A 23967-nucleotide genomic window follows, 5' to 3' on the forward strand; every position below is an offset into this window, starting at 1 on the left:
CTCGGTCGCGTCGGGACCGCTCCCCCCGCGACACCCCAGGAACCACCCGCAGCACCCCACGCACCACCCCCCACAGCACAGAACCGCGCGGCCCTCGGGCGGTCGGACGGCCGGAACGGCTGACGACGCGAGGGCCGCGCGGTTCACCGTGCGGCATACGGGGCGCAGCGGCCCCTGCGGGCTCAGGTCCAGAGCACCGCGATGAAGATGTTCACCATCGTGAGCAGGCCGACGGCGCCGAAGAGCGGCTTGGCGACCTTCTCCTCGTCACGCTTGACGTAGACCAGGCCCAGGATCACCACCAGGACGGCCAGCTTGATGCCGATCTTGATGTTGTCGACCGGGCTGCCCTGGGCCTGGTTCAGGCCGACCAGCACGATGCCGGTGACGAGCATCGTCAGCGCACCGTGCAGCATGGCGGGCACGAAGCGGGCCGTGCCCGCGCTCATCGCCTTCATCTGGGTCAGGAAGCCGCCCAGGAGGGAGGCGATACCGATGATGTGCAGGCCGACGAAGATGTTGATGACTACGTCCATGGTGCTGGATCGTAGCCCTCCCAAACCACGACCCATCGGGCAGGGCGCCCCGCCGTCGCACACCGCCGTGTGCTCCCCCGACCGCAGGACGCGGCCCGGTGGCAGCAGCCCGCAGAGCCGTCCCCGGACACCCGTGCCGGCCCGGAAAATACAGCTGAAGTCGATCATGGATGCGGCCTACGCTCGGCCCATGGCCCCCGCCACGGACTCCTCCCCGGCCCCCTCGCCCGCCGCACCCTCCGAACTCGCGCGGATCGTCGGCGTCTGGGCCGACGGCTGGGCGCGGGCCCGGCGGACCGCCGCGCCGTCTGCGGTGCCGGGCGGCTTCCGGATCGAGGTCGGACGGCCGCACCACATCGCCCGCTACGTCCTGCCGGCGGCCGACCCCGACGTGCTGGGCGAGCTGGCCCGCCGCATCGACGTGCCCGGCCTGTGGCTCAAGATCTGCGCACCGCGCGAGCGGGTCGAGCGGCTGCTGCCTCCTGGCTGGCAGCTCAGCGAGCCTCAGTACCTGATGACGACCACGCTGGGACCGCCCGGCGACCCCGCGCCGCCGCGCGGCTACCGCCTCAGCGTCCACCACGACGCGGACCGTGGCCTGATCGAGGCCCGGGTCCTGGACGGTACGGCCCCTGCGGCTCCCGCGGCCCGTACGGGAAGCCCGCATCCGGACCCTGATCCGACCCCGGAGGCAGCCCCGGATCCGGACCCGGAGATCTTCCCGGCAGGCGGTCTTGCCGCGCTCACCGACGGGGCGCCCGGTGCCCTGCGCGGACCGCGGTCGGTCGTCTTCGACATGATCGGCACGGCGGCCGGGCACCGCCGCAGGGGGCTGGGCCGGCTGGTGATGGCGGCGCTCGCCGGCCGCGCGGCCACGGCGGGCGCCACGCAGGGTGTGCTGGTCGCCAGCCCCGAAGGCCGTGCCCTCTACGAAGCCCTGGGCTGGCAGGTGCGCGCGCCGGTCACGGCGGCGGTCCGCCCGCGGTGAGACGGGGTCCTGGCCGCGGCCCCCGCCTCACGCGGTGACGTGTTGCGACAGCCAGCGGAAGATCTCGGGCACCTGCTCCCGCCAGACCACGCTCGTGTGACCACCGGCGTCCGAGGGGATCTGCCGCACGGTCACCGATGTCGGCGACTGCGCCAGCTGCCGCAGTCCGAGGCCCGCCTGGTACCCGTCGCCCGAGGCGCCGGAGACGTACAGCGCGGTGCGCGGCGGCTTTCCGGCCGCGTTGGCCGACTTCAGGATGTGCAGCGGGTTCGACTCGATGCGCAGCTTCGGGTCCTTGCCCGCGAGTGAACTGTGCTCGCTCGCCGGGTCGTTGTAGCCGGACATGGCGATCGCCGCGTGGTAGCGGTCCGGGTGCGACAGGGCGAGCTTGGCGGCGCAGTGGGCGCCCGCCGAGTAGCCGGCCAGGGCCCAGGAGCGGGAGTGGTCGGATGCCCGGAAGGTGTCGATGACCATCCGGCGCACGTCGACGGTCAGCCAGCTGTCGGCGTTGACCTTCCCCGGGATGTTGACGCACCCGGTGTCGGCGCCGGTGACGAGGTTGGTGCGCGGGGCGACCAGGATGAACGGCTTGACCTCGCCGTTCAGCATCATCGGGCGGAGCTGCTCGTCGGCGTTCAGGGAGCCGAACCAGGCTTTCGCCGATCCGGGGTAGCCGGGCAGCACCTCGACGACAGGGAACTTCGTGTTCCGGTAGGCGGGGTCGTGGTACTGCGGCGGCAGCCAGACGTACACCTCGCCGCTGACCCCGGAGATCCGGCCCTTGAGGTCGGTCATCTGGACCTCGGGGCCCAGCTTCGGGTCGTCGGCCGGCCGGAACGGCTGGACCTGGCGGGGCTCGTTCTTGATCTGCCGGCCGCCCAGCCCGTCGGGGCCGAGGTCCTGGGCGGCCTGCACGTGGCTGCCGGTGCCCAGCAGGTCGTCCCAGGTGTCGTAGAGGTTGTTCGCGTTGTTGACCAGGACGAAGACCAGCGTGATGGCCGTGACCTGGGCGAACAGCAGCATGACCAGGCGCAGGGCGCCGCGCGCCAGGCGCGGCCCTGGTATCCGTCCCCACAGCGCCAGCGGCAGCGCGACGGCGATCAGCAGCAGCACGACCGAGGTGAGAAAGAAGGGCGTGCCCGTCAGGCTCATCGGGATCTCGCTTCCAGGACATGTACGCGGCGACGGGGGCGTGGTTCCGGCCCCGGTGTCGGCAGCGGGCCTCTCCGCGCCATTAGATGGCGATCCGCGACGTCCTGGTTGCCCCTCTTCGAGCCCTTCTTTCCCGTGGGATGAGTGATCTCCGCCGCACTCGGCGGTCCGGGCCCGCGGGCCCGGACGTCCTCCCGGACGCGGCCCCGGCCCGCGAGGAGCCTCAGACCAGGCGGCGGGCGGTGGCCCAACGGGTCAGTTCGTGCCGGTTGGAGAGCTGGAGCTTGCGCAGCACAGCGGAGACGTGGGACTCGACGGTCTTCACGGAGATGAAGAGCTGCTTGGCGATCTCCTTGTAGGCGTAGCCACGGGCGATCAGGCGCAGCACCTCGCGCTCGCGCTGGGTGAGGCGGTCCATGTCCTCGTCGACGGGCGGGGCGTCGGTGGAGGCGAAGGCGTCGAGAACGAAGCCGGCCAGCCGCGGGGAGAAGACCGCGTCGCCGTCGGAGACCCGGAAGACCGCGTCGACCAGGTCCTTGCCGGTGATGGTCTTGGTGACGTAGCCGCGGGCCCCGCCGCGGATGACGCCGATGACGTCCTCGGCCGCGTCGGAGACCGAAAGGGCCAGGAAACGGACCGGGCGGTCGGCGTCGGCCATCATGGCGGCGCTGCGGCGCAGCACCTCGACGCCGCCGCCACCGGGGAGGTGCACGTCCAGGAGGACCACCTCGGGGCGGGTGGCGGTGATGACCGTGACGGCCTGGTCGACATCGGCGGCCTCGCCGACGACCTCGACGCCGGTGCGGTCGGTCTCGCCGATCTCGGCCTGCACGCCCGTACGGAACATCCGGTGGTCGTCGACCAGGACGACCCGCACGGTCCGGCCGTCGGCCGCCCCGCCGCCGGCCGGCTCGCCGAGGGACGCGGGCCCTGCCGCCTCGCCCTGGGGAGCGCCGTCGCTGTTCGCGGCCTGCTGTGCGCCGTCGCTGTTCATCTCGTCCGTCCGTCCATCGGGGTCTGCTTCGTCATCATCGCGCGGCGCGGGCCGCCGTGTCGTGCCCGGTGCGTGCCGCCGCACGGTTCCTGCCGTACGGCGGTCCGGCGGCGCGACGGGCCGCCTGGCCGGGAGCGGGCGGGGCCGCCGGGGCGGGGGCCGCGTGGTGTGGTGGTCATTCGGCGCGCTCCATTTCCAGTTCGACCTCGGTGCCGCCCCCGGGGACCGACCGCAGCCGGGCGGTGCCGCCGTGGCGTTCCATCCGTCCGATGATGGATTCGCGGACGCCCATCCGGTCCTCGGGGACCGCGTCCAGGTCGAAGCCGGGCCCGCGGTCGCGCACCGAGACGAAGACCGTGCGGCCCTCCACCTCGGCGAACACCTGCACCGCGCCGCCCTCACCGCCGTATTTGGCGGCGTTGACCATCGCCTCGCGCGCCGCCTGCATCTGGGCGCCCAGCGCCTCGTCCAGCGGGCAGTCGCCGACGACCACGACGTCGATCGGGACGCCGTGGTGGTCCTCGACCTCGGCCGCGGCGGTACGCACCGCCTCGGCCAGGGTGGCCGGCTCCTCGTCCTCCTCCTTGCCCCGGCCCTCGGGCTTGTACAGCCAGGCCCGCAGTTCGCGTTCCTGGGCGCGGGCCAGCCTGGCGACCTCACGGGGGTCGTCGGCGTTGCGCTGGATGAGGGTGAGGGTGTGCAGCACGGAGTCATGGACGTGCGCGGCGACCTCGGCGCGCTCCTGGGCGCGGATGCGCATCAGCCGCTCCTCGGAGAGGTCCTGCATCATCCGCACGAGATAGGGGCCGACCAGCAGCGCGATGCCGACGACCACGGCCAGCGCGGCCTGCAGGACCGAACCGAGGTACGCCACCGAACCCTGGAGCACGACGATGCCGGTCACGCCGACGCAGACCAGCACCACTCCGGCCGCTCCGCGCAGCACCGGAAGCACGCCCTTGCGGCGGCCCATCTCCAGCCACTGCGCGCGGCGCGCGTTGTCGGCCTGGCGCCAGACGAGGGCGACACCGGCGGCGATCAGCAGGACCGGCCAGAGATAGCCGTTCCCCCAGCCGAGCTGGAATCTGGAGGCGACGACCAGGGCGCCCGCCAGGAGTGCGATCAGCGCGAAGACCTGGCCCTTGTCGGGCTTGCGGGACAGCAGCCTGCGCGGCTCCCCGGCCGCCGGCCGGCGCTCCTCCACGCCGCCGACACCGAGCGGGACGAAGAACCAGAAGGCGGCGTAGAGCAGCGCGCCGATGCCTTCGGTCAGGAAGAGGGCGACGAAGACGACCCGGACCCAGGAGACCGGCAGCCCGAGGTGCCCGGCGAGGCCGCGGGCGACACCGCCGAGCATCCGCCCGTCGGCGCTGCGGTAGAGCTTGCGCACGGGCGGCTCGGGATCGGGCGCCGGAGCGTAGCTCGTCCCGGCGCGCGGCGGGGCTGTGGTCATGTCACCGATCGTCACACGCGGCGGGTGCCCGCGGCATCAGGGTCGACCCTGAAGCGACCCCTGAGGTTTTCTGGGGCCTTGAGTTCTCTCCGGCGCCGGCCGACGGGCCGGGCCACCGGGTGAGCCCACCAGGTCGCCCGCCGGTCGGCCCGCCGGCTCAACTCGTCGGATCGCCCTTACGGAAGCCGTCCTTCACCTGGGAGAACAGCTCCCGGTACTTCGCCCAGTTGGCGCTCGGCGCGGAGACGTAGATCGCGTACTCCTTGTTGCCCTCGCGGCCGAACCCGAGGTCGATGCCGCGGTATTCGCGGGCCCGGCCCTGGAAGGTGAACTCCCAGATCGCGGCGGGGTCACTCTGGAAAACGGTGTCCTGAAGCCGCTTGCGCTCGTAGCTCGGGTACGCCTTCTTGAGGTCCACCTCGACGTCCTTGAAGTGCTGCACCTGGTCGCCCGATGAGAAGTCCAGGACGCTGATCGTCAGCTGCGCGAGTTCGGCCTGCGAGATGTAGACGATCTGCCGGCCGCCGTCCTTGACCTGACGCTTCCAGCCGTCGGGCACCGGGAACGAGACTCCGAGCGCCTTCTCCTTGACTCGGTGCATCCCCTCCGGGAGGGGCGGCGGCGGCCCGATGGTGCTGCCCGGCGCGCCGGACTGTGCCGGGGTGGTGTTCCCCTCGGCCTGCGAGGAGCCGTCGTTGTGGTGCAGCACGTACCAGGCGCCGCCCGCGCCGCCGCCGCCGACCACCAGCACGCCGACAGCACTCCAGGCCACGACGCGACCGCGGCGCTTACGGGGCGGCCGGGCCGTCGTGATGACGCCCGTGCGGTCGTCACCGGACGGCGCGACCGCGGCGCCTCCCGTACCGACCGGAAAACCGGCAGGTGCCGGGCCAAAACCTGTGACCTCGCCGGTACCTGGCGCTCCGGTGCCCAGGGGGGCACCCGTTCCCGTGACGGCCTCTCTTCCCGTGCCGGTATGCGGGGCCGCACCGGGGGGCGTGCCGGTACCGGTACCTGTCCCCCCGGCCACGGGCCCGGTGCCGGTGTCCGTCGAAGTGACGGGGTGGGTGAGGGACTCGGATCCGGTGTCCGGTTGGGCCGCGCCGCGACCGACCGTGCCCATGGCCAGCGTCGGCCGGCTGATCGGCGCGGTCTCCGCTTCCGCCTCGGCCGCCCGCAGGGCCTGCTCGGCGACCTCGGACGTCGGCCGGTCACCTGGCTCCTTCGCGAGCAGCGCCTCGATCAGCGGCGCCAGCGGCCCGGCGTTGCGCGGCGGCTCCAACGGGTCGACGGCGATGGCGTAGGCGGTCTCGACGGCGGTGCTCTTCCGGAACGGCGGTCGCCCCTCGACCGCCTGATAGAGCGTCGCGCCCAGCGCCCACAGGTCCGACGCGGGCCCCGGGGTGCCGCCCTTGACCCGTTCGGGCGCCAAGTAGTCGATGGATCCCACCAGCTCGCCGGTCTTGGTGAGGGTGGAGGTGCCGCTGGCGACGGCGATCCCGAAGTCGGTGAGCACGACCCTGCCGTCCTCGCCGAGCAGGACGTTGCCCGGTTTGACGTCCCGGTGCAGCACTCCTGCCGAGTGGGCGGCCCGCAGTGCGGCGATCATGCCGCGGCCGATGCGGGCGGCTTCCCTGGGCGAGACCGAACGGTCCTCCCGCGCCGCCTCCTTGATGGCGTCGCCGAGCGTCGACGACGGCACGTACTCCATCACGATGCACGGCAGCCCCGCGTCATGGACGACGTCGTGCACGCCCACCACATTGGGGTGGTTGATGCGCGCCGCGGCCTGCGCCTCACGGGTGGTGCGCTCGTGGCGCATGGCCAGTTCGTCCGCGTCCAACTGGGGCGAGACGTGCAAGCGCTTGACGGCGACCTGGCGCCCCAGGACTTCGTCCCGGGAGCGCCAGACGGTGCCCATGCCGCCCTGGCCTATCCGCTCGACCAGGCGGTACCGCCCGGCGACCAGTCGCCCCTCGTCCACCGACGCCGCCTCCGTCACCGCACGCCCCTTCGGAAACCCGTACGTATCCAGGGCGCAACGATAGTCGCCGGACTCGGCCAACTGATCTCCGCCCGCCTCCCCAAGACGCAGATCGGCACCGCTCCCGTTCCCGCTCGGGGGATATGCGAACGCACGGGGGATATCGGGGATCCTCAGGGCCGATCTCAGGGATCTGCCAGGGTTCCCACGGATGCCGGAGTTCCACGGCTCTTGTCACCATGGGTCCATGAACGATGCAGCCCACGCCGAGGATCCGGCGCCGCCCGGCGCCGACGGCACCACCACCCCGCCGCCGGCGCCGCTGCGCCGAAGCCGGCGGCAGAAGGTGGTCGCCGGGGTCTGCGGCGGCCTCGGCCGGCAGTGGGATCTCGACCCGGTGATCTTCCGGATCGTGCTGGCCGTGCTCTCCGTCGCGGGCGGCCTCGGGCTGATCGTTTACGGCTTCGCCTGGCTGCTCATCCCGCTCGAAGGCGAGGTCGAGAACGAGGGCCGCAGGCTGCTCTCCGGCCGCGTCGAGGGCTCGGCGCTGACCGCGCTGCTGTGCGCGCTGCTCGGCTGCGGCCTGTTCCTGACGACGGTCGGCAAGGGCAGCGTCATGTCCTTCGCCATCATGCTGACGCTGGCGGTGGCCGGTTCCGCCTACTGGTCGCGCAAGCGCCACGCGGAGGGCGACGGTCCGGAGTCGATGGACGCGGCGAGCGCCCAGACCGTCGCCGACGCACCGCCCGAGACCAAGGCCCCGCCCACGCCGAACGCCCCCTCCTGGTGGCGGGATGCCCGCCTCAAGGAAACACCGGCCGGGGTGGACTATCTCTGGGGGCCCGAGCAACCCGGTCTGGACATCACCTACGAGTTCGAGCACGGCTCCGGCACAGAAGCCGCCGCAGGTCAGCGCGGTCCCGGAGCCGGAGGCCGCGGCGCGTCCGGGACCGCGCCGCGGCGCAGGGCGCGGTCCGGTCGCCGGATCGGGGGCCGGGCGTTCCTGACGGCCCTGCTCGCCGGTACGGGCACCGGCCTCGCGGTCGCGCAGCACGACCACTTCGCCCAGGCGTTGCAGGCCGGACTGGCGTGCTCGCTCGTCGTGTTCGGGCTGTCCCTGGTGCTGAGTGCCTGGCTGGGGCGCGCCGGAGGCGGCACGGTGTTCATGGTCGTGCTGACGTCCGCGCTCCTGGCGGTGTCGACGGCGCTGCCCGACACCATCAGCCCCGACTGGCAGAACCGTCATTGGACCCCCACCAGCATCTCCGCCGTCCAGCGGCATTACGAACTCGGCTCCGGAGAAGGCAGGTTGGACCTCAGCGCCCTACCCGTCAAGGACGGCCGTACGGTCCGCACCGGCGCGGAGGTGGGTGCGGGCCGCCTGGAGGTCACGCTCCCTCCGCAGGTGACGGTGACCGTGCGCATCTCGCTGGGGGTCGGCGATGTCCGGCTGCCGGGCGAGGCGACCGACGACATCCACATCTCGGCCGGGGCGCGGGACCGGACGGTCGCCCTGCCCGCCAGCGGCCTCAAGAAGGGCGAAAAGCCGCACGGTTCCCTCGTCCTGGACCTCCGGGTCGGCGTCGGCCAGGTGGATGTCCGCCGCGCACCCCAGGTGCCCGCCGCGCCCCCGGCGCCCGCCGCCCCCTCAGCGCCCGCCGCACCTCCGCCCGCCGCACCTCCGGCGGCCACACCGGGCACCGCCACCCCGTCGGTGTCCGCCGCCCGCATATCGTCCGCCACCGTTCCGCCGACCGGGACGCACCCCGCCACGACCGACCCGGCCCAGCAAGGAGGCCACTCGTGATGCGCCATCCCTTCGAGCCGGCCAACCTGGTCGCCGGCCTGACCGCCACGGCCGTCGGCACCGCCTACGCCCTCGACGCCGTCGGCCTCTGGCATGCCCCAGGCCCCTGGCTCTTCCTCGCCATCCCCGCCGGGCTCCTGGCCTCCGGCATCACCGCCGCCGCCTGGGCCATCGCCCGCCGAAGACACACGGACAGCCGGCCGTAGGACCTGGCCGCGGGTCTCCGCCGCCTGCGGCGGGGCCGTCGTGCCATCCGGCCGCCGAACACCGACCAACCGAACACCGAACACCGAACACCGAGGCCACACAGCCGGAAGGTCAACGGCCGCCGCCGCACCGCGACCACACCGCCACCTCACCACGACCGGCCAACCGGCCGACCGGCGCCGACCGGCCCCGACCGGCCCCGACCGGCCCATCGGAACGCCTCCCGCACCGCCCCAAGTCCGGCCGTCACACCCACCGCTGGGCATCACTCCCGCCGCAAATCCCCCACCCACCTCAAGACCTCATACCCACCGCAAAGCGTCACTCCTGCACCTCGATGACGTACGCGTCCGTCTCCACACCAGCCGCCGTGACGACCCGGATCTCCACCCGTCCCGGTTCGACATCGGCCGGTACCGGGACGGTCAGCGTCCCGTCCGCCGGATTGGCGAAGCCCCCTGGCACCGGCACCAGGGGGACCGGTACGTGCACCGGCCCGATCCGTACGACCACTTGGGCCAGCCGGTCCGGGGTCCTGGCGCCTGGCGGGAGGAAGCCGGTGCCGCGGATCTCGATGTCGTCGCCGGTGCGGATGGGCGCGGCGAGATCGCCCAACTCCCGTGCGCGGACGACGGACAGGATCACCGGCCGGCCGCCCTCGGCGCACTTGCCCGCCAGATAGCCGACGGCGGACACGGCCACCAGGAGGACCGGGCCCCACGACAGCGACGGCAGCACGGTCGCGGGGCCGACGGCCAGGGTGGCCAGCGCATACGCCGCGACCGCCGCGTTCACCACCAGGTACTGGGCATCGGCCAGGCTGCCCCGCCCCGCGTCGTCGGCCAGCAGGTCCACGGCACAGGGGCAGGAGGCGGCGGGCTTCTGCAGCCGTCCGGTGCGAATCCGCGCGCCGACCACGACGCGCGCCGTCACCGCGACCCCGCACACGACGGCCAGAACGAGCAACACCGGTACGGCGAGCGGCAGTTCAAAGCCGGATGACACGATACGGCCCATCGACCACCCACCGGCCCCGGCACCGACCTCGCCCCCTCCCCCAAGCCCGACACCGGCACCGATACCGGCACCGGCACCGGCACCAGAAACAGCCCCCGCCCCCTCCAGCAACACCCGCACCCCCGCCACCAGCACCGCGTACACCGCGATCCCCAGCCACCCCGCCGCGACCGCCCGCGACGTCGACAGCCGCCGGTCCTCCCCCACGAGCGGCGCCAGCACCCCGCCGTGCGCACGGTGCCGCCAGGCCGTCGCCGTGAGGCCGAGTGCCGTCACGACGGCGGCGATCAGCCCCGCCGTGCGGTGCACGGTCCAGCCCGTCCCGATGGCGGTCAGCGCCTGCCCCAGCAGCAGCGCGGTGACGCCGCCCCACACCACGGCCAAGGTGCCGCGGCGTACGGACACCAGCCAGCCCGACTCCGTCCCGGCACTCCTATCCGCCAACGCGCGGGCGGAAAGGGACAGTTCATCGGACACCCACTGCCGTGCGGCTCCCGCCGAGCGGGCGAGCCCGGCCGGCACCCCGCGGCCCGCGGCGAACTCCTCGCGCAGCGCCACGAACGCGGCGACCGCATGCCGGTGCCCGGCGCGGGCCCCCTGCGGACACCGCCCGCACCGGCACCCGGCGCCCGCACCCTCCGGCCCGCCGCCTGGCCCACCGGGCGGTTCGCCGCCGAGCGCACCCGTCACCCCGCCCGCCACATCAACCGCCACTGCACTACCGCCCGCCACACTCGCTACGACACTCACGCCGACGCCGACGCCGACGCCGTCACCGGCCCCACCGGGGCCCGGCGTCCGCATCCACGGGCGGCGCTCCCCGGCACCGGGCATCGGCAGCGGCACCGTCGTCACGTCAACTTCTCTTATCCGAAGGGGAATTGTGCCGCAGAAACCGGAGCCCACCATCGAACGTCCAGCTGATGGGCGGTGGCGACGCGCCCCGGAGCATTGACACCCCGGCTCCGCCCCAGGCCAGAGCCCCGCCCCTGGATGCCGGGCAGGTCGCCGCGCCGCCCGCCGCACTCCAACTCCCCGCCCCCGCCGGAACCTCCACGTACCTAGGGCTTCAACACTCGCCCGCCACACCCGATACTGCGTCCCCCGGCCGCCAACCGGCGCGACCGCCCTGGGCGAGGCACCGGCCCTGCCCCTGGCCTTAACCCTGACCCCGCCCCTGACGCTGACCCCGTCCCCAACCCTGACCCAGACCCAGACCCCTGCACGGTGGAGGTGGCCGAATTGACGAAAGATCCGCTGATGTACCTCGCGCGCCGCGACGCGTACGCAGCCTTCCTCACCGCGAGCGACGCCGAGGGCGCGGTGATCTGGCGCCGCCTGGAAGGCCGGTACGACGACAAGGAGACGGCACTGGCCGCCACGCGGGACTCGTACGCCGCGACCCAGGCCACGTTCAACGTGCTGGACGTCGAGGGCGTGGGCCCCGTCGAACAGGCCAGGGCGCTGATGGAACACCTGCGCGCGTTCCACCGGCTGAACGAGGTGCCGGACGCCGCCTGGAGCGCCTACACCGCCGCGCGGGCCGACTTCGTGACCGCCGCCCGCGCGTTCCTCACCCGCAACTAGACGAGTAAGCCCGAAGCCGTGCCTGCCTGGCGGAGCCCGCCCGACGGGTCACCGCGGCATCACAGCATCACGACGCACCACCCGCCCCACCCTGGAGCCCCCGAAGCAGATCACCCACCACTGAGCAGTTCCACGCCGCGCAGCAGCGCCGAGTGGTCCAGGGCGCCGTCGCCGCGGGCCACCGCAGAGGCGATCAGCTGGGCCGCGACCGAGCCGGCCGGCAGCGGGACGCCGGCCGCGCGGGCGGCGTCGGTGACGATGCCCATGTCCTTGTGGTGCAGTTCCAGCTTGAAGCCGGGGGTGAACTCCCGGTGGCGGAAGTTGTCCTTCTTGCGGGCCAGCACCGTGGAGCCGGCCAGCCCGCCGCCCAGGACCTCCAGGGCTGCCTCCAGGTCGACGCCTGACTTCTCCAGGAAGACCACGGCTTCGGCGACGGCCTGGAGGTTGACCGCGACGATCAGCTGGTTGGCGGCCTTGACGGTCTGGCCCGCGCCGTGCGGACCGCAGTGCACCACCGTCGTGCCGACCGCGTCGAAGAGCGGCCGTGCGGCATCGAAGTCGGCCCGCTCGCCGCCGACCATGATCGACAGCACCCCTTCGGCGGCGCCCGCCTCACCGCCCGACACCGGCGCGTCCAGCACCCGTACGCCCTTGCCCGCCGCGGCCTTCGCCAGCTCGACGGAGGTCTGCGGGGTGATCGAGGAATGGTCGATCAGCAGCGCGCCCGCGCCGGCGTTCTCCAGGATGCCGTCCGGCCCGTACGCCACGGCCTCGACCTGCGGGGATGCCGGAACCATGGTGATCACGACGTCCGCCCCGCGCACCGCGCCGGCGATCGAGTCCGCTTCCCTGCCGCCCGCCGCGACCAGCGCGTCCGCCCGCCCGGGGCTGCGGTTCCAGCCGCGCACGTCGTGCCCGGCCCTGGCGAGGTTCACCGCCATCGGGCTGCCCATGATGCCGAGGCCGATGAATCCGATCGTGCTCATGCCGCGCCACTCCTCACCCGTGCGGGCACCATTATTTCCGCATGCCGGATTCACGATGCCGCGATATGGAAAGTCATTTCCGGGTCATCATGCGGCGCGGCCCCCCTCCCGTCAATCGCCGCCCGCCGCGCCCCGCAAACGCGCCGACGCCGCCGCTCCGGGAAGAGCGACGGCGTCGGCGTCAGGCTGCGGGGAGTACCGGCGGACCAGCGGGCCGGTTCAGCGGGTCACTCCCACTCGATGGTGCCCGGCGGCTTGCTCGTGACGTCGAGGACGACGCGGTTGACGTCGGCGACCTCGTTGGTGATGCGGGTGGAGATCCGCGCCAGTACGTCGTACGGCATCCGGGTCCAGTCCGCGGTCATCGCGTCCTCGGATGAGACCGGGCGCAGCACGATCGGGTGGCCGTAGGTGCGGCCGTCGCCCTGGACGCCGACCGAGCGGACGTCGGCGAGCAGCACGACAGGGCACTGCCAGATCTGCCGGTCGAGACCGGCCGCGGTCAGCTCCTCGCGGGCGATGGCGTCGGCCTCGCGCAGCAGGTCGAGCCGCTCCTTGGTGACCTCGCCGACGATCCGGATGCCCAGGCCGGGGCCGGGGAACGGCTGGCGGTGGACGATGGCGTCGGGCAGGCCCAGCTCGGTGCCGACCATCCGCACCTCGTCCTTGAAGAGCTGCCGCAGCGGCTCGACCAGCTCGAACTCGATGTCGTCCGGCAGGCCGCCGACGTTGTGGTGCGACTTGATGTTCGCGGTGCCGGTGCCGCCGCCGGACTCGACGATGTCCGGGTAGAGCGTGCCCTGCACGAGGAAGGCGACGGACTCGCCGCTGGCGCCTGCCTCGGCGACCAGCTCGGCCTGGGCCTGCTCGAAGACGCGGATGAACTCGCGCCCGATGATCTTCCGCTTCTCCTCGGGCTCGCTGACCCCGGCGAGGGCGTCCAGGAAGCGGGCCTCGGCGTCGACGACCTTCAGCTGGACGCCGGTGGCGGCCACGAAGTCCTTCTCGACCTGCTCGGACTCGCCCTTGCGCTGGAGGCCGTGGTCGACGTAGACGCAGGTCAGCTGGTCGCCGATGGCCTTCTGCACGAGGGCAGCCGCCACCGACGAGTCCACGCCGCCGGACAGCGCGCAGATCGCGCGCTTGGTGCCGACCTGCGCGCGGATCGCCGCGACCTGCTCCTCGACGACGCTGGTGGTCGTCCAGTTCGGCTCGATGCCGGCGCCGCGGTAGAGGAAGTGCTCCAGAACCTGCTGGCCGTGCGTGGAGTGCATCACCTCGGGGTGGTACTGCACGCCGTAGAGCTTCTTCTCGTCGTTCTCGAAGGCGGCGACCGGTACGACGTCCGTGGACGCGGTGACGGTGAAGCCCTCGGGGGCGGCGGAGCAGGCATCGCCGTGCGACATCCACACCGACTGCTCGGCGGGGGTTCCTTCGAAGAGGGTGGAGGCGGGGCGGGAGACGGTCAGCGGGGTGCCGCCGTACTCCCGTGCGCCGGTGTTGTCGACGGTGCCGCCGAGGGTGGTGGCCATCAGCTGGAAGCCGTAGCACATGCCGAAGACCGGGACACCGGCCTCGAACAGGGCACGGTCGACGCTGGGGGCGCCTTCGGCGTAGACCGACGAGGGGCCGCCGGAGAGGATGATCGCCGCGGGGTTCTTCGCGAGCATCTCGGCCACCGGCATGGTGGACGGGACGACCTCGCTGTAGACCCGGGCCTCGCGGACACGACGGGCGATGAGCTGGGCGTACTGCGCGCCGAAGTCGACTACGAGGACGACGTCCGGGGCGGCGGCAGGGGGTGCTGATGGCACTTCGGCGGCCTTCCGGCGGTGTGGAGCAGGGGTTGGACTTTCGATTCTAACGGGCTCATACTGAGCGCCATGTCCAAGCAGCTGACCTTCGTCTTTACCTATGGCACCGGCCCGGCCGGCTGCCATGGACGTGCTGCTTGATCCACCACTGACAAGCGACTTCCCAGGCGCCCCGGGCCGACAAGGCCCGGGGCGCCTGCGCTGTCCGGACCACGATCGGCTCCGGGGGCCGCACACCCCAGGAGACAGGCAATGAGCACGGACCTCGGCACCGCGACCGTCCCCGGCACGAACAGCACCGCCACCGGCCCCGGCGTCCCCGCGGCGGAGACCGGCGCCCGTACGCCCGAGGCGGCCGGCGTGATCACCGGCGCCCGCGGCCGGATCGACGATCTCGACGGCCGGATCATCGGCCTCGTACAGGAACGGATGGCCGTATCGGCCGTCATCCAGCGCGAGCGCATCGAGTCCGGCGGGCGGCGGGTGAACCTCTCCCGCGAGATGGAGATCCTCGACCACTACCGCGGCCAGCTGGGCAAGCCCGGCACCGCACTGGCGATGACGCTCCTGGAGCTGTCCCGCGGGCAGATCTGACCGCCGCCGCACCCCCCGGGGACGGCCGCGCGGGGCGTGCAGCGGCCCCGCGCGCCGGGCGCAGCGGGCGGATCTGAGTTCGGTTGGCCTCTCACCCGTACGGCGCGTGACCGGCCGCTGAACGGCTTCGTTGTTCCCGGTGCCACGCCAGCCAGGCGCGGCCTGCAGGACTACGCGTAGACGCCGCCCCACGGGCGGACTGCCGGAGCGATGAGACGCCGGCCGCTTGCCGCGGCACGCGTCGTGGGACCTCGCCCCGGTGTTGTGACCGGTCAGCAGGGGACAGCAGCCCGGTCGCATCCGATGGGGTGGTCGGTCCTGGGGACGCCCGGGACCGACCGCATCCGTCGAAACGGTTGCGCCGCACGAGGCGCATCCACCACGATGCTTGACGCAGCACCCGGCCCGTCCGGCGTGGGCATCACCACCGCCATCGGCTCCACCACCGGCCCCCGCCGACGCGCTCCGCACAGCCCGCTCGACCCGCGCGCTTCGTACGAGTGCGACGCGCGCCCCCAAGCCAGCGGCGCTACCCCCCAGCGCCGCCCCTCGGTGCCGGCGCTGCCCTGACGCCGGTACCGAAAGCCAAGGGCCCCGTGGCCGTCCGCACTCCCCCCCTCGCGGACGGCGTACCGGGGCCCTTCGCTCTGTCCCGTGCTACTCAGGATCGGCCTTGGGCGGGACCGCGGGTACGGGCAGGAACGGCAGGTTCAGCGCACCGAACGCCTCATCGGGGACGGCGGGGCAGACCGGCCGGACCGGGGGCAGCCGCCGGTACGCCGCTCCCGGTGACGGCCGCGGGTCCGGTTCGCCCTTGTTCGGCCAGAACGACATCGCACGCTCGGCCTGCGCCGTGATGGTCAGGGACGGGTTGACGCCCAGGTTGGCGGAGACCGCGGCGCCGTCGACGACCGAGATGCCCGGGTGGCCGTAGAGGCGGTGGTAGGGGTCGATGACGCCGTGTTCCGCGTCCTCGCCGATCGGGCAGCCGCCCAGGAAGTGGGCGGTCAGCGGGGTGCCCATCAGCTCGCCGACATTGCTGCCGGGGAAGCCGTTGATCTCGTCGGCGATGACCGTGGCCGCTTCGTACGCCTCCGGGATCTGCTCGGGGTTGGGGGCGCCGTGGCCCTGCCTGGCGGTGAGCAGGCCCTTGCCGACGCCGCCCGGTTTCCGGTACGTCGTCAGGGAGTTGTCGAGCGACTGCATGACGAGGCCGATGATGGTCTTCTCGGACCAGCGGTGGTTGGAGACCGAGTGGAGCAGCAGCATCGGGTGCCGCACGCACCGCCCCGCCCAGGACAGGGCGCGCCTGCCGCGGCGGGCGGCGAGCGGTACCTGGAGGATCGACATGGATCCCATCGCGTTGGATCCCTTGCCGTAACGCACCGGCTCGATATGGGTGTTGGCGTTGGGGTGGATCGACGAGGTGATGGCGACGCCGCGGGTGAAGTCGGCCTTGGTGCCGTACTTCTTGCGGTAGCGGCGGTCGCTGGTCTGCGCGCCCACCAGCGCCTCGGAGTTGGTGCGGGTCAGTTCGCCGAGCTTCGCCGAGATGCCGGGCAGCAGTCCGCTGTCCTTCATCCTGTGCAGCAGCGTCTGGGTGCCGTAGGTGCCGGCGGCGATGACGACCTTGCGGGCGGTGAAGGTGCGGGCCCTGCCCCTGCGCTTGTCGTCGGTGGGGAGGGTGGCGAGGGCGTAGCCGCCCCGGGAGTCGTCGGTGACGGTGACGACCGAGGTCATGGGGTGGATGACGGCGCCCGCCCGCTCGGCGAGGTGGAGGTAGTTCTCGTTGAGGGTGTTCTTGGCGCCGTGCCGGCAGCCGGTCATGCACTCGCCGCACTCGGTGCACGCCGTGCGGGCCGGACCCTTGCCGCCGAAGTACGGGTCGGGGACCTCGCCGCCCGGCGCCGCCTTCGCCGTCCCGCTCCCGTCCTCGTCGGTGACGGCGTCCCGTCCGTCGCCGAAGAAGACGCCGACCGGCGCGCGGTGGAAGGTGTCCCCGACACCCATCTTCTCGGCGGCGTCCTTGAGGTGGATGTCGGACGGGGTCATCGTCGGGTTGAGCCGCACCCCCAGCATCCTCTTGGCCTGGTCGTAGTAGGGCGTCAACTCCGCCTGCCAGTCGGTGATGCGGCCCCACTGCGGGTCGTCGAAGAACGCTTTCGGGGGCACGTAGAGGGTGTTGGCGTAGTTGAGCGATCCGCCGCCGACGCCGGCGCCCGCGAGGACCATGACGTTGCCGAGCAGGTGGACGCGCTGGATGCCGTAGCAGCCGAGAGCCGGTGCCCACAGGTAGTTGCGGAGGTCCCAGGAGTTCTTCGGCAGCGTCTGCCGGGTGAAGCGGCGGCCGGCTTCGAGTACGCCCACGCGGTAGCCCTTTTCGGACAGCCGCAGGGCGGAGACCGCGCCGCCGAAGCCGGAGCCGACGATCAGGACGTCGTAGTCGTAGGCGCGGTCGTCGTGGTCCCGTCGCGGCTCCGGGGCCTGGTTTCGGGCAGAGTTCTCCTGCGGCACTGGCGCTCCTGAGTTCTCGGTGGGCTCGGTCCCCGGCCGTGTCAGCGCAGCCGGAAAGCCTTCAGCGCGCGCAGGCTGCTGTTCATGAACCGGGCGTACTTCTCGTCGGTCATGCCGAAGGACGGGGCGAGCGGCATCACCCGCTGGTGGGCGACGGTCTGCGCCTCGGTGTATTTGAGGATGCCATCCGAGCCGTGGCGGCGGCCCAGGCCCGAATCGCCCATGCCGCCCATCGGGGACTGGGCGCTGCCGTACCCGGCGGCGTACGCCTCGTTGACGTTGACCGTGCCGGTGCGCAGCCGGACGGCGAGGGCGCGACCGCGTCGGCCGTCCTTGGTCCAGACGCTCGCGTTCAGGCCGTACGGCGTGGCGTTGGCGAGGGCGACGGCCTCGTCCTCGTCGCTGAAGCGGTAGAGGGAGACGACGGGGCCGAAGGTCTCCTCGGCGCAGACCGACATCGGGGCCTGGACGCCGTCGAGGATGGTCGGCTCGTAGAAGTAGGGGCCGATGTCGGGGCGTGCGCGCCCGCCCGCGACGACTTCGGCGCCCTTGGCGACGGCCTCGTCGACGTGCCGGCTGACGGCCTCCAGCTGGCGGGCGCCGGCCAGCGAGCCCATGTCGGCCCCGTAGGCGAGGGAGTTGCCGAGCCGCATGGCCTTGGTGCGGGCGGCGAAGCGCTGGAGGAAGTCGTCGGCGACGGACTCGTGGACGTAGAGCCGCTCGATGGCGACGCACAGCTGTCCCGCGGACGAGTAGCAGCCCCGGACGGCTCCGGCCGCGGCCTTCTCCACGTCGGCGTCGTGCAGCACCAACATGGCGTTCTTGCCGCCGAGTTCGAGCGAGGCACCGACGAGCCGGGCCGCCGCACCCTGGGCGACCTCGCGGCCGGTGCGGGTCGAGCCGGTGAAGGAGACGTAGTCGGCGTGCTGGACGACGGCGGGGCCGACGACCGGCCCTTCGCCGATCACGACCTGCCAGACGTCCTCCGGCAGCCCGGCCTCGATCAGCTGCTCACGGGCCCACAGCGCGGTCAGCGCGGTCTCCGTGTCGGGCTTCGTGACCAGCGCGTTGCCCGCGACGAAGGCCGGCAGGGCGTCGCCGACGGACAGCTCGAACGGGTAGTTCCACGGGGCGATCTGGCCCACGACCCCACGCGGCTGGCGCAGTTCGGTGACCTTGGTCAGGGTCGGCACGACGCCGGTGTGGCCCTTGGGCCTGAGGTAGGCGGGGCCCTTGCGGCCGTAGTGCCGGGCGGCGACGGCGACGGCCTGCACCTCTTCGTGGGCGTGCAGTCTGGCCTTGCCGGTCTCCAGCTGGATGAGGTCGAGCACCTCGGCCTGACGGCGCAGCATCAGATCGTGGAACCTGAGCAGGACCGCGGCCCGCTGCTTGACCGGGACCTTCGCCCAGAGCTCCTGCGCGGCGCGGGCCCGCTCGAAGGCGGTGGCGACGTCCTCGGGGGTGGACTCGGGCAGGTCGGCCAACTTCTCGCCGGTGAACGGCGCGTGGTTGGCGGTGCGTCCGCTGCCGACCACGCCACGGGTGAGGCGGGCGGCCACCTCAGGGGTGACCACGTCGGCCGCGGTACGGGTACCGGCCGCCGCGGGCATGACCGGATTGCCGTCGGCAGGCGCCACCGGGGGCTCGGTGGCTATGGAGGCTGCGGGTGCATCGGCGGGCGCTTCGGCAGCGGGGGATGCGGCTGTTCCGGTGTCCTGCGAGTCCGTCATGTCGGCGAGGGTATTCCTCCCCGGACGCTTTGTGTACCCGGCAGTAACGGGTTTTCGCCCACCGGGCATTCCGCGCCAGCGATTGCTGGCCGCATCGCCCCTCGTCAGCGACGATACCGGCCGGATCGGCGACGATCGGGAAGTGTCGGCAGGCGCACACCGACGCCGGATCAGCGGGCCCTGCGCGCCCCGTCGAGGCGCAGGCTCTGCCGTGCGCCCCGGAACACCGTGAGGCCGTCCCGTTCGGCCGCCGCCTCCTTCGGCATCTCCACGTACAGGTCGTAGGCGGCGCCGCTCCGGGTGGCGATGAGCAGTTGCAGCCGCCGGGTCCTGGTGCGGCTCTGCGGGGTGAAGGTGTACGTGGTGTCCAGCAGCGCCGCTTCCTGGCCGTGGAACCGGGTCCTGGAGGCGTGCACCACGGCGTCAGGCCAGTAGCCCTTCAGCTTCGCGGTCTGCCGTGCCGCCCACGCGGAGAGCCGCCGCGGGCGCGCGGCGTACGCGGTCAGGCGCAGCCGGTTGGTGTCCTTGCCCGGCACGACGTACTCGACGATCCGGCTGCCGCGGCGGCGGTAGACGGCGTCCTGGTCGTCGTGCACGACGGTGCGGTACGCGGTCGGGACGGCCAGCCGCGCCCGCAGCTTCCGCTCGTGGTGGACCTTCCAGTCGATGACCATCGGGGCTTCCGGCGTCGGCGTGCCGGTGCCGGTGGGCGGTGCCGGAGGGTGCGTGTCCCCGGGGGCGGCCTGTCGTGGCCCCGCCGCGAAGGGGCCCGCGAGCCCGAGCAGCGCCCCTGCCGCTGCGGCAACCACCATGCCGCCCAGCGCCGCCCCGACGAGGCGCCCGCGCCGGGTGAGGCGGGTGCGGCGGGCGTGCCTGACTCCCTTCCCCGAATGCGTCATGGCCGCATCATGCCAGCCCCTGGTGGCGGCTCAGCGCCGGCCGCCGCCGGAGCCGGGAGCCAGCCGCTGGAAGGTGTCGACCGCGGTGTCGAAGTGACGTTTGGCCGCGGCGCGTTGCCCGGCCGGGGCGGATATCCGCACGTCGTACATCGTGCCGTCCTCGTCCCAGCTGAGGTCGTAGGTGTGCCACGGCCCACCGTCCTTCGGGCCGCCGTCCCAGACGAACTCCCAGAGCGCCGCGGGATATCCGTTGTGCGTGGTTGCGGTGACCTCGCCCGCGCGGTAGCCGGGGTAGTGGGCGGGGCCCTGCGCGTCGGCGGCACGCAGCTGGCCGAGCGGGCCGCCCGCCGTCGGCTTCCGGGCCTGGACGCCGAGCAGGAAGCGCCGCCCCGCCGAGTGGTAGGTGACCCGCGGCTTCTCGTAGGAGCGGGTGAAGCCATCGGGTACGGCGAGGGCGAAACCCTGCGGGTCGCGGACGATGCGGTAGCCGTCAGGTGCCCTGGCGGTGACGGTGGGGCGGGGCGGGCCGCCCGGTGTGGCTGCCGGGCGGGTGCCGGGCGCCGACGGGGAGCGCCCGGTGTCGTCCCCGTTCGAGAGGAGGGCGACGATGCCGGTCACCGAGCCGAAGAGCACGACCGCCGTGAGCGCCAGGAGCAGGACGGTGCGGGTGCGGCCGGTGTGCGGGCGGGCCGCGGCGGCCAGCGCGCGGTCGGCGAGCGGAACTCCCGGCGCGCGGGCGCCCGTTCGGCCTCCGGAGCGTCCTGTGGGGACGCGGTGGTGGGGGGCGTCGCGGGCGTCCGGAGGGGTGTGGTCCTGGGGTGCGGGGCCGGCCGGGGCGGGGGTGAAGGGCGGGCCGTCCGGTAAGGGGCGGGCGCTCGCCGGGGTGCGTCGGCTCGGCGGTTCCTCGCTCGGCGGATGGCCGCTCGGCGGGCCGTCGTTCGGGCCGTACGGTGGGCCGTCGTTCGGGCCGTCGTGCGAGGGGCTGTGCGAGCCGTGGCCCGTGATCGGGGGTGTACCGGTGGGGTGCGGGGCGGGCGAGGCGCCCGGGGCCGGTATGGGGGCGGCGGGGGCCGGGGCGGGGTTGAGGTGAGGGTCGGGGTCGGGGTCCGGCTGTCGGCTGGATACGGCCGTGGCCTCGGGCTCGCCGCCGGGGGCGAGGCCGGCGCCGTGCCCCCGGAAACCCCCGAGGCCGAGGCCGTGACGGTGACCGTGGCCGCGTTCCGGGGCCCGGCCCGAGTGCAGATAGCCGCGCAGCAGGCGGTCGGTCTCGGCCGCGTCGAGGCGCTGCGCGGGGTCGCGTTCCAGGAGGCCGCGGACGACGGCGAGCAGGGGCCTGGCCGCCTCGGGGATGTCGATCTCGTCGTGGACGACGGCGTGCAGGATGCCGCCCAACGAGTCGCGGCGGAACGGGGATTCACCGCTGAGCGCGGCGCACAGCAGGACGCCGAGCGACCACAGGTCGGCCTCGGGGCCCGTGCCGTGGCCCGCCATCCGCTCGGGCGCGGTGTACTCCGGCGAGCCGACAAAGCCGCCCGACTCGGTCAGCGTCGCCACCCCGGGGACCTGGGCGATGCCGAAGTCGGTGAGCACGATCCGTCCGGTGCCCGGCTCCATCAGGACGTTGGCGGGCTTGACGTCGCGATGCAGCACCCCGCGCGTGTGGGCGGTGCGCAGCGCGCCCAGCAGGGCGACGCCGATTCTGGCCGCCTCGCGCGGTGCCACGGGCCCGCCCGTGGACAGCCGGTCGGCCAGCGAGGGGCCCTCCACCAGCTCCATGACGATCCACGGCCGGCCGTCCTGCTCGACGACATCGTGCACGACCACCACGTTGGGGTGCTTGATCCCGGCGACCGTACGGGCCTCGCGCATCGCCCGCTCGCGCTGCACCTGCGCCTCCGGATCGCCCACCCCGTCGTCCAAGTGCAGCTCTTTCACGGCCACTTGGCGGCCGAGCAGTTCATCGGCCGCGCGCCACACCGTTCCCATGCCGCCGCGTCCCAGCCGCTCGGCCAGGCGGTAGCGGCCCGCGATCAGCCGGCCCTCACCCCCGAAGCTCCCCATGCGGCCATCTTGCCCCACCGGCTTCCGCCGCGGCCCCGGTTGGCCGCTATCGCACCCGCCCCGCGTCCCGTTCGCGTCCCGCCGCCGTCCCGCTCCCCTTCCACGGCCGTTCCATCCCTCCCCGTGAGCGTCCCGGACCCGTCCCCATTCCGTTCCGTTTCCGCGTCACCGTCTCCCATTTCCCGCCCCGCGATGCCCCGTTCACGTCCCGCAGTGCCCCACTTGTGTCCCAGCGGCATCCCGTTCCCGTCCCGTTCCGGTACCGAACGACACACGGGCGGGAACCTCCACCGCCACTCCCACCGTCCTTGACACAGTGAAGCTGCGGTACGGGACGGTCCGGTACCCGGGTCGGTGCAGGCGGAGCGGGGGTCTCGGTCATGGTGATGCAGGACGGTGGTGCGGTGGACGTCCGCCCCGGGCCCGACGCGGGACACGCGGCCCCCGAACACCGCGACAGCTACCGCGTGGCCGGCCTGAGTCTGGCCCTGTACGGCCTCATCCTGGTGGGCTGGACGCTGAGCGATTTCGTCCAGGGTGACGGCACCGTCTGGGACTTCCTGGAGGAGCTGTTCAACCCGAGCGGTACCGGCCCGGTGCCGATGCTCGGCCCGTACGAATGGGCGCTCGCCGTCGCGTTCCTGACCGTCGCCGGGCTGGTGCTGGCCCAGCGGCAGATGGCCAGATCCGCCGCGATGCTGCTCGCTCTCGTACTGCTGGCGATCTCGTTGCGTGAGGGGGTGGGCCTGTTCGACGCCGGATACCGCACCCAGTACGGCGCGAATCCGCTCGGCGGCTGGATGCTGGCCACCTGCGGCATCGGCCTGCTGACGGCGCTGGTCGTCCTGGGCGCGCTGGTCCCGGCGGGCGAGCGCGGCGGACGCGCGGCGGGCGCCCAGGCGCCCCCCGTGTCCGAGTACGTGGACGGGGGCCCCGGCTCGGACGACGGCGTCGGGCAGGTCGCGGACGAGGGCCCCGTCAGGTGGCGGTGCCGCCCTTCGCAGATCTGCGGGGTGCTGTTCCTGGTGATGGGGCTCACCCAGCTGGCGTGGCTGGTGTACGGCCTGTTGCCGCCCACCACCGACCCGGGCCGCTCGCTGCGCGGCATGTTCGACGCCTCGGCCGTCGGACCGCTGCGGATCTCCTTGACGGCCGAGTTCACCACGCCTGGCACGGTGCTGGCGCTGCTGGTGCTCGGGGTGCTCGCCTACCGGGGGCGCCGGGATGTGCGGGGCGCCCAGATGCTGTTCGCCGCGGTGCAGCTCTACCTGACGGTGCGGGATGTGGTGTCGCTGGCGGTGACGGACTTCTTCAACCGGTCGCTGGAGACGACGGCGGGCGCGCTCTCGCTGGCGACGACGGCGTACGGCCTGGCGGCGATGACGTCGGTGGTGGTGCTGTCCACCGTACGGTGCGGTCCGTACGGCGGCGCCCGAGGAGAAGCGTTCCTGGCCGCGACCACGGGGCGGCTCGGCAGCCGGTGAGCCGCCCGCGTGCGGGCCCGGTGCGCGCACACCAGTGACGGCCGTCGCGTGTGGGGGTCGCGGCGGCCGTCACTGTGAACTGCAACGCGTAGGGGGCTTGTGGCCTCGTCAGTGGTGCAGCATGAGAGGCACTCTGCCCGTGAGCGCCACCGGGGGGCAT

19 protein-coding genes are annotated in these 23967 nt (G+C 73.2%); 7 read left to right on the forward strand and 12 right to left on the reverse strand.

Features of this window, described 5'->3' with window-relative positions; translation table 11 throughout:
* Positions 1–182: 182 nt before the first annotated feature.
* Complete coding sequence (locus tag ACGFNI_RS27965; RefSeq protein WP_393687441.1) at positions 183–536, reverse strand: hypothetical protein; 354 nt, start codon at positions 534–536, stop codon at positions 183–185.
* A gap of 190 nt (positions 537–726) precedes the next feature.
* Between ACGFNI_RS27965 and ACGFNI_RS27970 the strand changes: the two genes are divergently transcribed.
* A complete protein-coding gene (locus ACGFNI_RS27970; RefSeq protein ID WP_393687442.1) occupies positions 727–1524 on the forward strand; it encodes a GNAT family N-acetyltransferase in 798 nt (265 codons plus the stop codon).
* Between the two features lie 27 nt (positions 1525–1551).
* Here ACGFNI_RS27970 and ACGFNI_RS27975 read toward each other — a convergent pair whose 3' ends face one another.
* From ACGFNI_RS27975 to ACGFNI_RS27990, 4 genes are all read right to left on the reverse strand, one after another.
* Positions 1552–2676 carry an alpha/beta hydrolase-fold protein gene (locus tag ACGFNI_RS27975; protein WP_393687443.1) on the reverse strand — a complete coding sequence of 375 codons (1125 nt, stop codon included), beginning with the start codon at positions 2674–2676 and terminating at the stop codon, positions 1552–1554.
* Positions 2677–2899: 223 nt separating this feature from the next.
* Positions 2900–3670, reverse strand: a complete 771-nt coding sequence (locus ACGFNI_RS27980; RefSeq protein WP_393687444.1) for a LuxR C-terminal-related transcriptional regulator — start codon at positions 3668–3670, stop codon at positions 2900–2902.
* A 175-nt stretch (positions 3671–3845) separates the two neighbouring features.
* On the reverse strand, positions 3846–5123 hold the full coding sequence (locus ACGFNI_RS27985; RefSeq protein WP_393687445.1) for a PspC domain-containing protein: 1278 nt from the start codon (positions 5121–5123) through the stop codon (positions 3846–3848).
* A gap of 157 nt (positions 5124–5280) precedes the next feature.
* Positions 5281–7044, reverse strand: coding sequence for a serine/threonine-protein kinase (locus tag ACGFNI_RS27990; protein ID WP_393687563.1), 1764 nt, complete (start codon positions 7042–7044; stop codon positions 5281–5283).
* Between the two features lie 310 nt (positions 7045–7354).
* Between ACGFNI_RS27990 and ACGFNI_RS27995 the strand changes: the two genes are divergently transcribed.
* Both ACGFNI_RS27995 and ACGFNI_RS28000 read left to right on the forward strand, forming a co-directional pair.
* On the forward strand, positions 7355–8914 hold the full coding sequence (locus ACGFNI_RS27995) for a PspC domain-containing protein (protein WP_393687446.1): 1560 nt from the start codon (positions 7355–7357) through the stop codon (positions 8912–8914).
* The gene (locus tag ACGFNI_RS28000; RefSeq protein WP_393687447.1) at positions 8914–9120 is read left to right on the forward strand and encodes a hypothetical protein; all 207 of its coding nucleotides are present in this window, start codon (positions 8914–8916) and stop codon (positions 9118–9120) included. The genes ACGFNI_RS27995 and ACGFNI_RS28000 overlap by 1 nt, the downstream gene beginning before the upstream one ends.
* Positions 9121–9442: 322 nt before the next feature.
* On the opposite strand, the gene ACGFNI_RS28005 is transcribed toward ACGFNI_RS28000, so the two are convergent.
* On the reverse strand, positions 9443–10993 hold the full coding sequence (locus ACGFNI_RS28005; protein ID WP_393687448.1) for a hypothetical protein: 1551 nt from the start codon (positions 10991–10993) through the stop codon (positions 9443–9445).
* Positions 10994–11380: 387 nt separating this feature from the next.
* Here ACGFNI_RS28005 and ACGFNI_RS28010 point away from each other — a divergent pair, with 387 nt between their 5' ends.
* Positions 11381–11725, forward strand: a complete 345-nt coding sequence (locus tag ACGFNI_RS28010; RefSeq protein WP_393687449.1) for a hypothetical protein — start codon at positions 11381–11383, stop codon at positions 11723–11725.
* A gap of 110 nt (positions 11726–11835) precedes the next feature.
* Here the strand turns inward: ACGFNI_RS28010 and ACGFNI_RS28015 are convergent, their stop codons facing one another.
* Together ACGFNI_RS28015 and guaA are read right to left on the reverse strand one after the other, a co-directional pair.
* Positions 11836–12711, reverse strand: a complete 876-nt coding sequence (locus ACGFNI_RS28015) for a 2-hydroxy-3-oxopropionate reductase (protein WP_393687450.1) — start codon at positions 12709–12711, stop codon at positions 11836–11838.
* Positions 12712–12938: 227 nt separating this feature from the next.
* Positions 12939–14525, reverse strand: a complete 1587-nt coding sequence (guaA, locus tag ACGFNI_RS28020) for a glutamine-hydrolyzing GMP synthase (RefSeq protein ID WP_393687451.1) — start codon at positions 14523–14525, stop codon at positions 12939–12941.
* 252 nt (positions 14526–14777) lie between these two features.
* Between guaA and ACGFNI_RS28025 the strand changes: the two genes are divergently transcribed.
* Together ACGFNI_RS28025 and ACGFNI_RS28030 are read left to right on the forward strand one after the other, a co-directional pair.
* The gene (locus tag ACGFNI_RS28025) at positions 14778–15119 is read left to right on the forward strand and encodes a chorismate mutase (protein ID WP_393687452.1); all 342 of its coding nucleotides are present in this window, start codon (positions 14778–14780) and stop codon (positions 15117–15119) included.
* 384 nt (positions 15120–15503) lie between these two features.
* The gene (locus ACGFNI_RS28030; protein WP_393687453.1) at positions 15504–15689 is read left to right on the forward strand and encodes a hypothetical protein; all 186 of its coding nucleotides are present in this window, start codon (positions 15504–15506) and stop codon (positions 15687–15689) included.
* A gap of 87 nt (positions 15690–15776) precedes the next feature.
* On the opposite strand, the gene ACGFNI_RS28035 is transcribed toward ACGFNI_RS28030, so the two are convergent.
* The 4 genes from ACGFNI_RS28035 to ACGFNI_RS28050 all read right to left on the reverse strand — a co-directional run bounded on the left by ACGFNI_RS28035 (position 15777) and on the right by ACGFNI_RS28050 (position 22323).
* A complete protein-coding gene (locus ACGFNI_RS28035; RefSeq protein WP_393687454.1) occupies positions 15777–17633 on the reverse strand; it encodes a GMC family oxidoreductase N-terminal domain-containing protein in 1857 nt (618 codons plus the stop codon).
* A 41-nt stretch (positions 17634–17674) separates the two neighbouring features.
* Positions 17675–19363 carry a succinic semialdehyde dehydrogenase gene (locus ACGFNI_RS28040; protein WP_393687455.1) on the reverse strand — a complete coding sequence of 563 codons (1689 nt, stop codon included), beginning with the start codon at positions 19361–19363 and terminating at the stop codon, positions 17675–17677.
* Between the two features lie 170 nt (positions 19364–19533).
* Positions 19534–20262 (reverse strand): hypothetical protein, encoded by a 729-nt coding sequence (locus ACGFNI_RS28045; protein WP_393687456.1) that lies wholly within the window; start codon positions 20260–20262, stop codon positions 19534–19536.
* 30 nt (positions 20263–20292) lie between these two features.
* Positions 20293–22323 (reverse strand): protein kinase, encoded by a 2031-nt coding sequence (locus tag ACGFNI_RS28050; protein ID WP_393687457.1) that lies wholly within the window; start codon positions 22321–22323, stop codon positions 20293–20295.
* Between the two features lie 380 nt (positions 22324–22703).
* Here ACGFNI_RS28050 and ACGFNI_RS28055 point away from each other — a divergent pair, with 380 nt between their 5' ends.
* Entirely contained in the window at positions 22704–23807 is a 1104-nt protein-coding gene (locus tag ACGFNI_RS28055) for a hypothetical protein (RefSeq protein ID WP_393687458.1), read from the forward strand.
* Positions 23808–23967 lie beyond the last annotated feature (160 nt).

This window comes from Streptomyces sp. NPDC048644, assembly GCF_043199105.1.
In the GTDB taxonomy this organism is placed as follows: domain Bacteria; phylum Actinomycetota; class Actinomycetes; order Streptomycetales; family Streptomycetaceae; genus Streptomyces.

What these genes read in the sequence shown, in the direction of transcription:
- ACGFNI_RS28025 (WP_393687452.1), top strand. Translation starts at nt 14,778, where the DNA reads ATGAGCACGGACCTCGGCACCGCGACCGTCCCCGGCACGAACAGCACC.
- ACGFNI_RS28030 (WP_393687453.1), top strand. Translation starts at nt 15,504, where the DNA reads ATGCTTGACGCAGCACCCGGCCCGTCCGGCGTGGGCATCACCACCGCC.
- ACGFNI_RS27975 (WP_393687443.1), bottom strand. Translation starts at nt 2,676, where the DNA reads ATGAGCCTGACGGGCACGCCCTTCTTTCTCACCTCGGTCGTGCTGCTG.
- ACGFNI_RS28000 (WP_393687447.1), top strand. Translation starts at nt 8,914, where the DNA reads ATGCGCCATCCCTTCGAGCCGGCCAACCTGGTCGCCGGCCTGACCGCC.
- ACGFNI_RS27995 (WP_393687446.1), top strand. Translation starts at nt 7,355, where the DNA reads ATGAACGATGCAGCCCACGCCGAGGATCCGGCGCCGCCCGGCGCCGAC.
- ACGFNI_RS28015 (WP_393687450.1), bottom strand. Translation starts at nt 12,711, where the DNA reads ATGAGCACGATCGGATTCATCGGCCTCGGCATCATGGGCAGCCCGATG.
- ACGFNI_RS27990 (WP_393687563.1), bottom strand. Translation starts at nt 7,044, where the DNA reads ATGGGCACCGTCTGGCGCTCCCGGGACGAAGTCCTGGGGCGCCAGGTC.
- ACGFNI_RS27965 (WP_393687441.1), bottom strand. Translation starts at nt 536, where the DNA reads ATGGACGTAGTCATCAACATCTTCGTCGGCCTGCACATCATCGGTATC.
- ACGFNI_RS27970 (WP_393687442.1), top strand. Translation starts at nt 727, where the DNA reads ATGGCCCCCGCCACGGACTCCTCCCCGGCCCCCTCGCCCGCCGCACCC.
- ACGFNI_RS28045 (WP_393687456.1), bottom strand. Translation starts at nt 20,262, where the DNA reads ATGACGCATTCGGGGAAGGGAGTCAGGCACGCCCGCCGCACCCGCCTC.
- ACGFNI_RS28055 (WP_393687458.1), top strand. Translation starts at nt 22,704, where the DNA reads ATGGTGATGCAGGACGGTGGTGCGGTGGACGTCCGCCCCGGGCCCGAC.
- ACGFNI_RS27980 (WP_393687444.1), bottom strand. Translation starts at nt 3,670, where the DNA reads ATGAACAGCGACGGCGCACAGCAGGCCGCGAACAGCGACGGCGCTCCC.
- ACGFNI_RS28050 (WP_393687457.1), bottom strand. Translation starts at nt 22,323, where the DNA reads ATGGGGAGCTTCGGGGGTGAGGGCCGGCTGATCGCGGGCCGCTACCGC.
- ACGFNI_RS28040 (WP_393687455.1), bottom strand. Translation starts at nt 19,363, where the DNA reads ATGACGGACTCGCAGGACACCGGAACAGCCGCATCCCCCGCTGCCGAA.
- ACGFNI_RS27985 (WP_393687445.1), bottom strand. Translation starts at nt 5,123, where the DNA reads ATGACCACAGCCCCGCCGCGCGCCGGGACGAGCTACGCTCCGGCGCCC.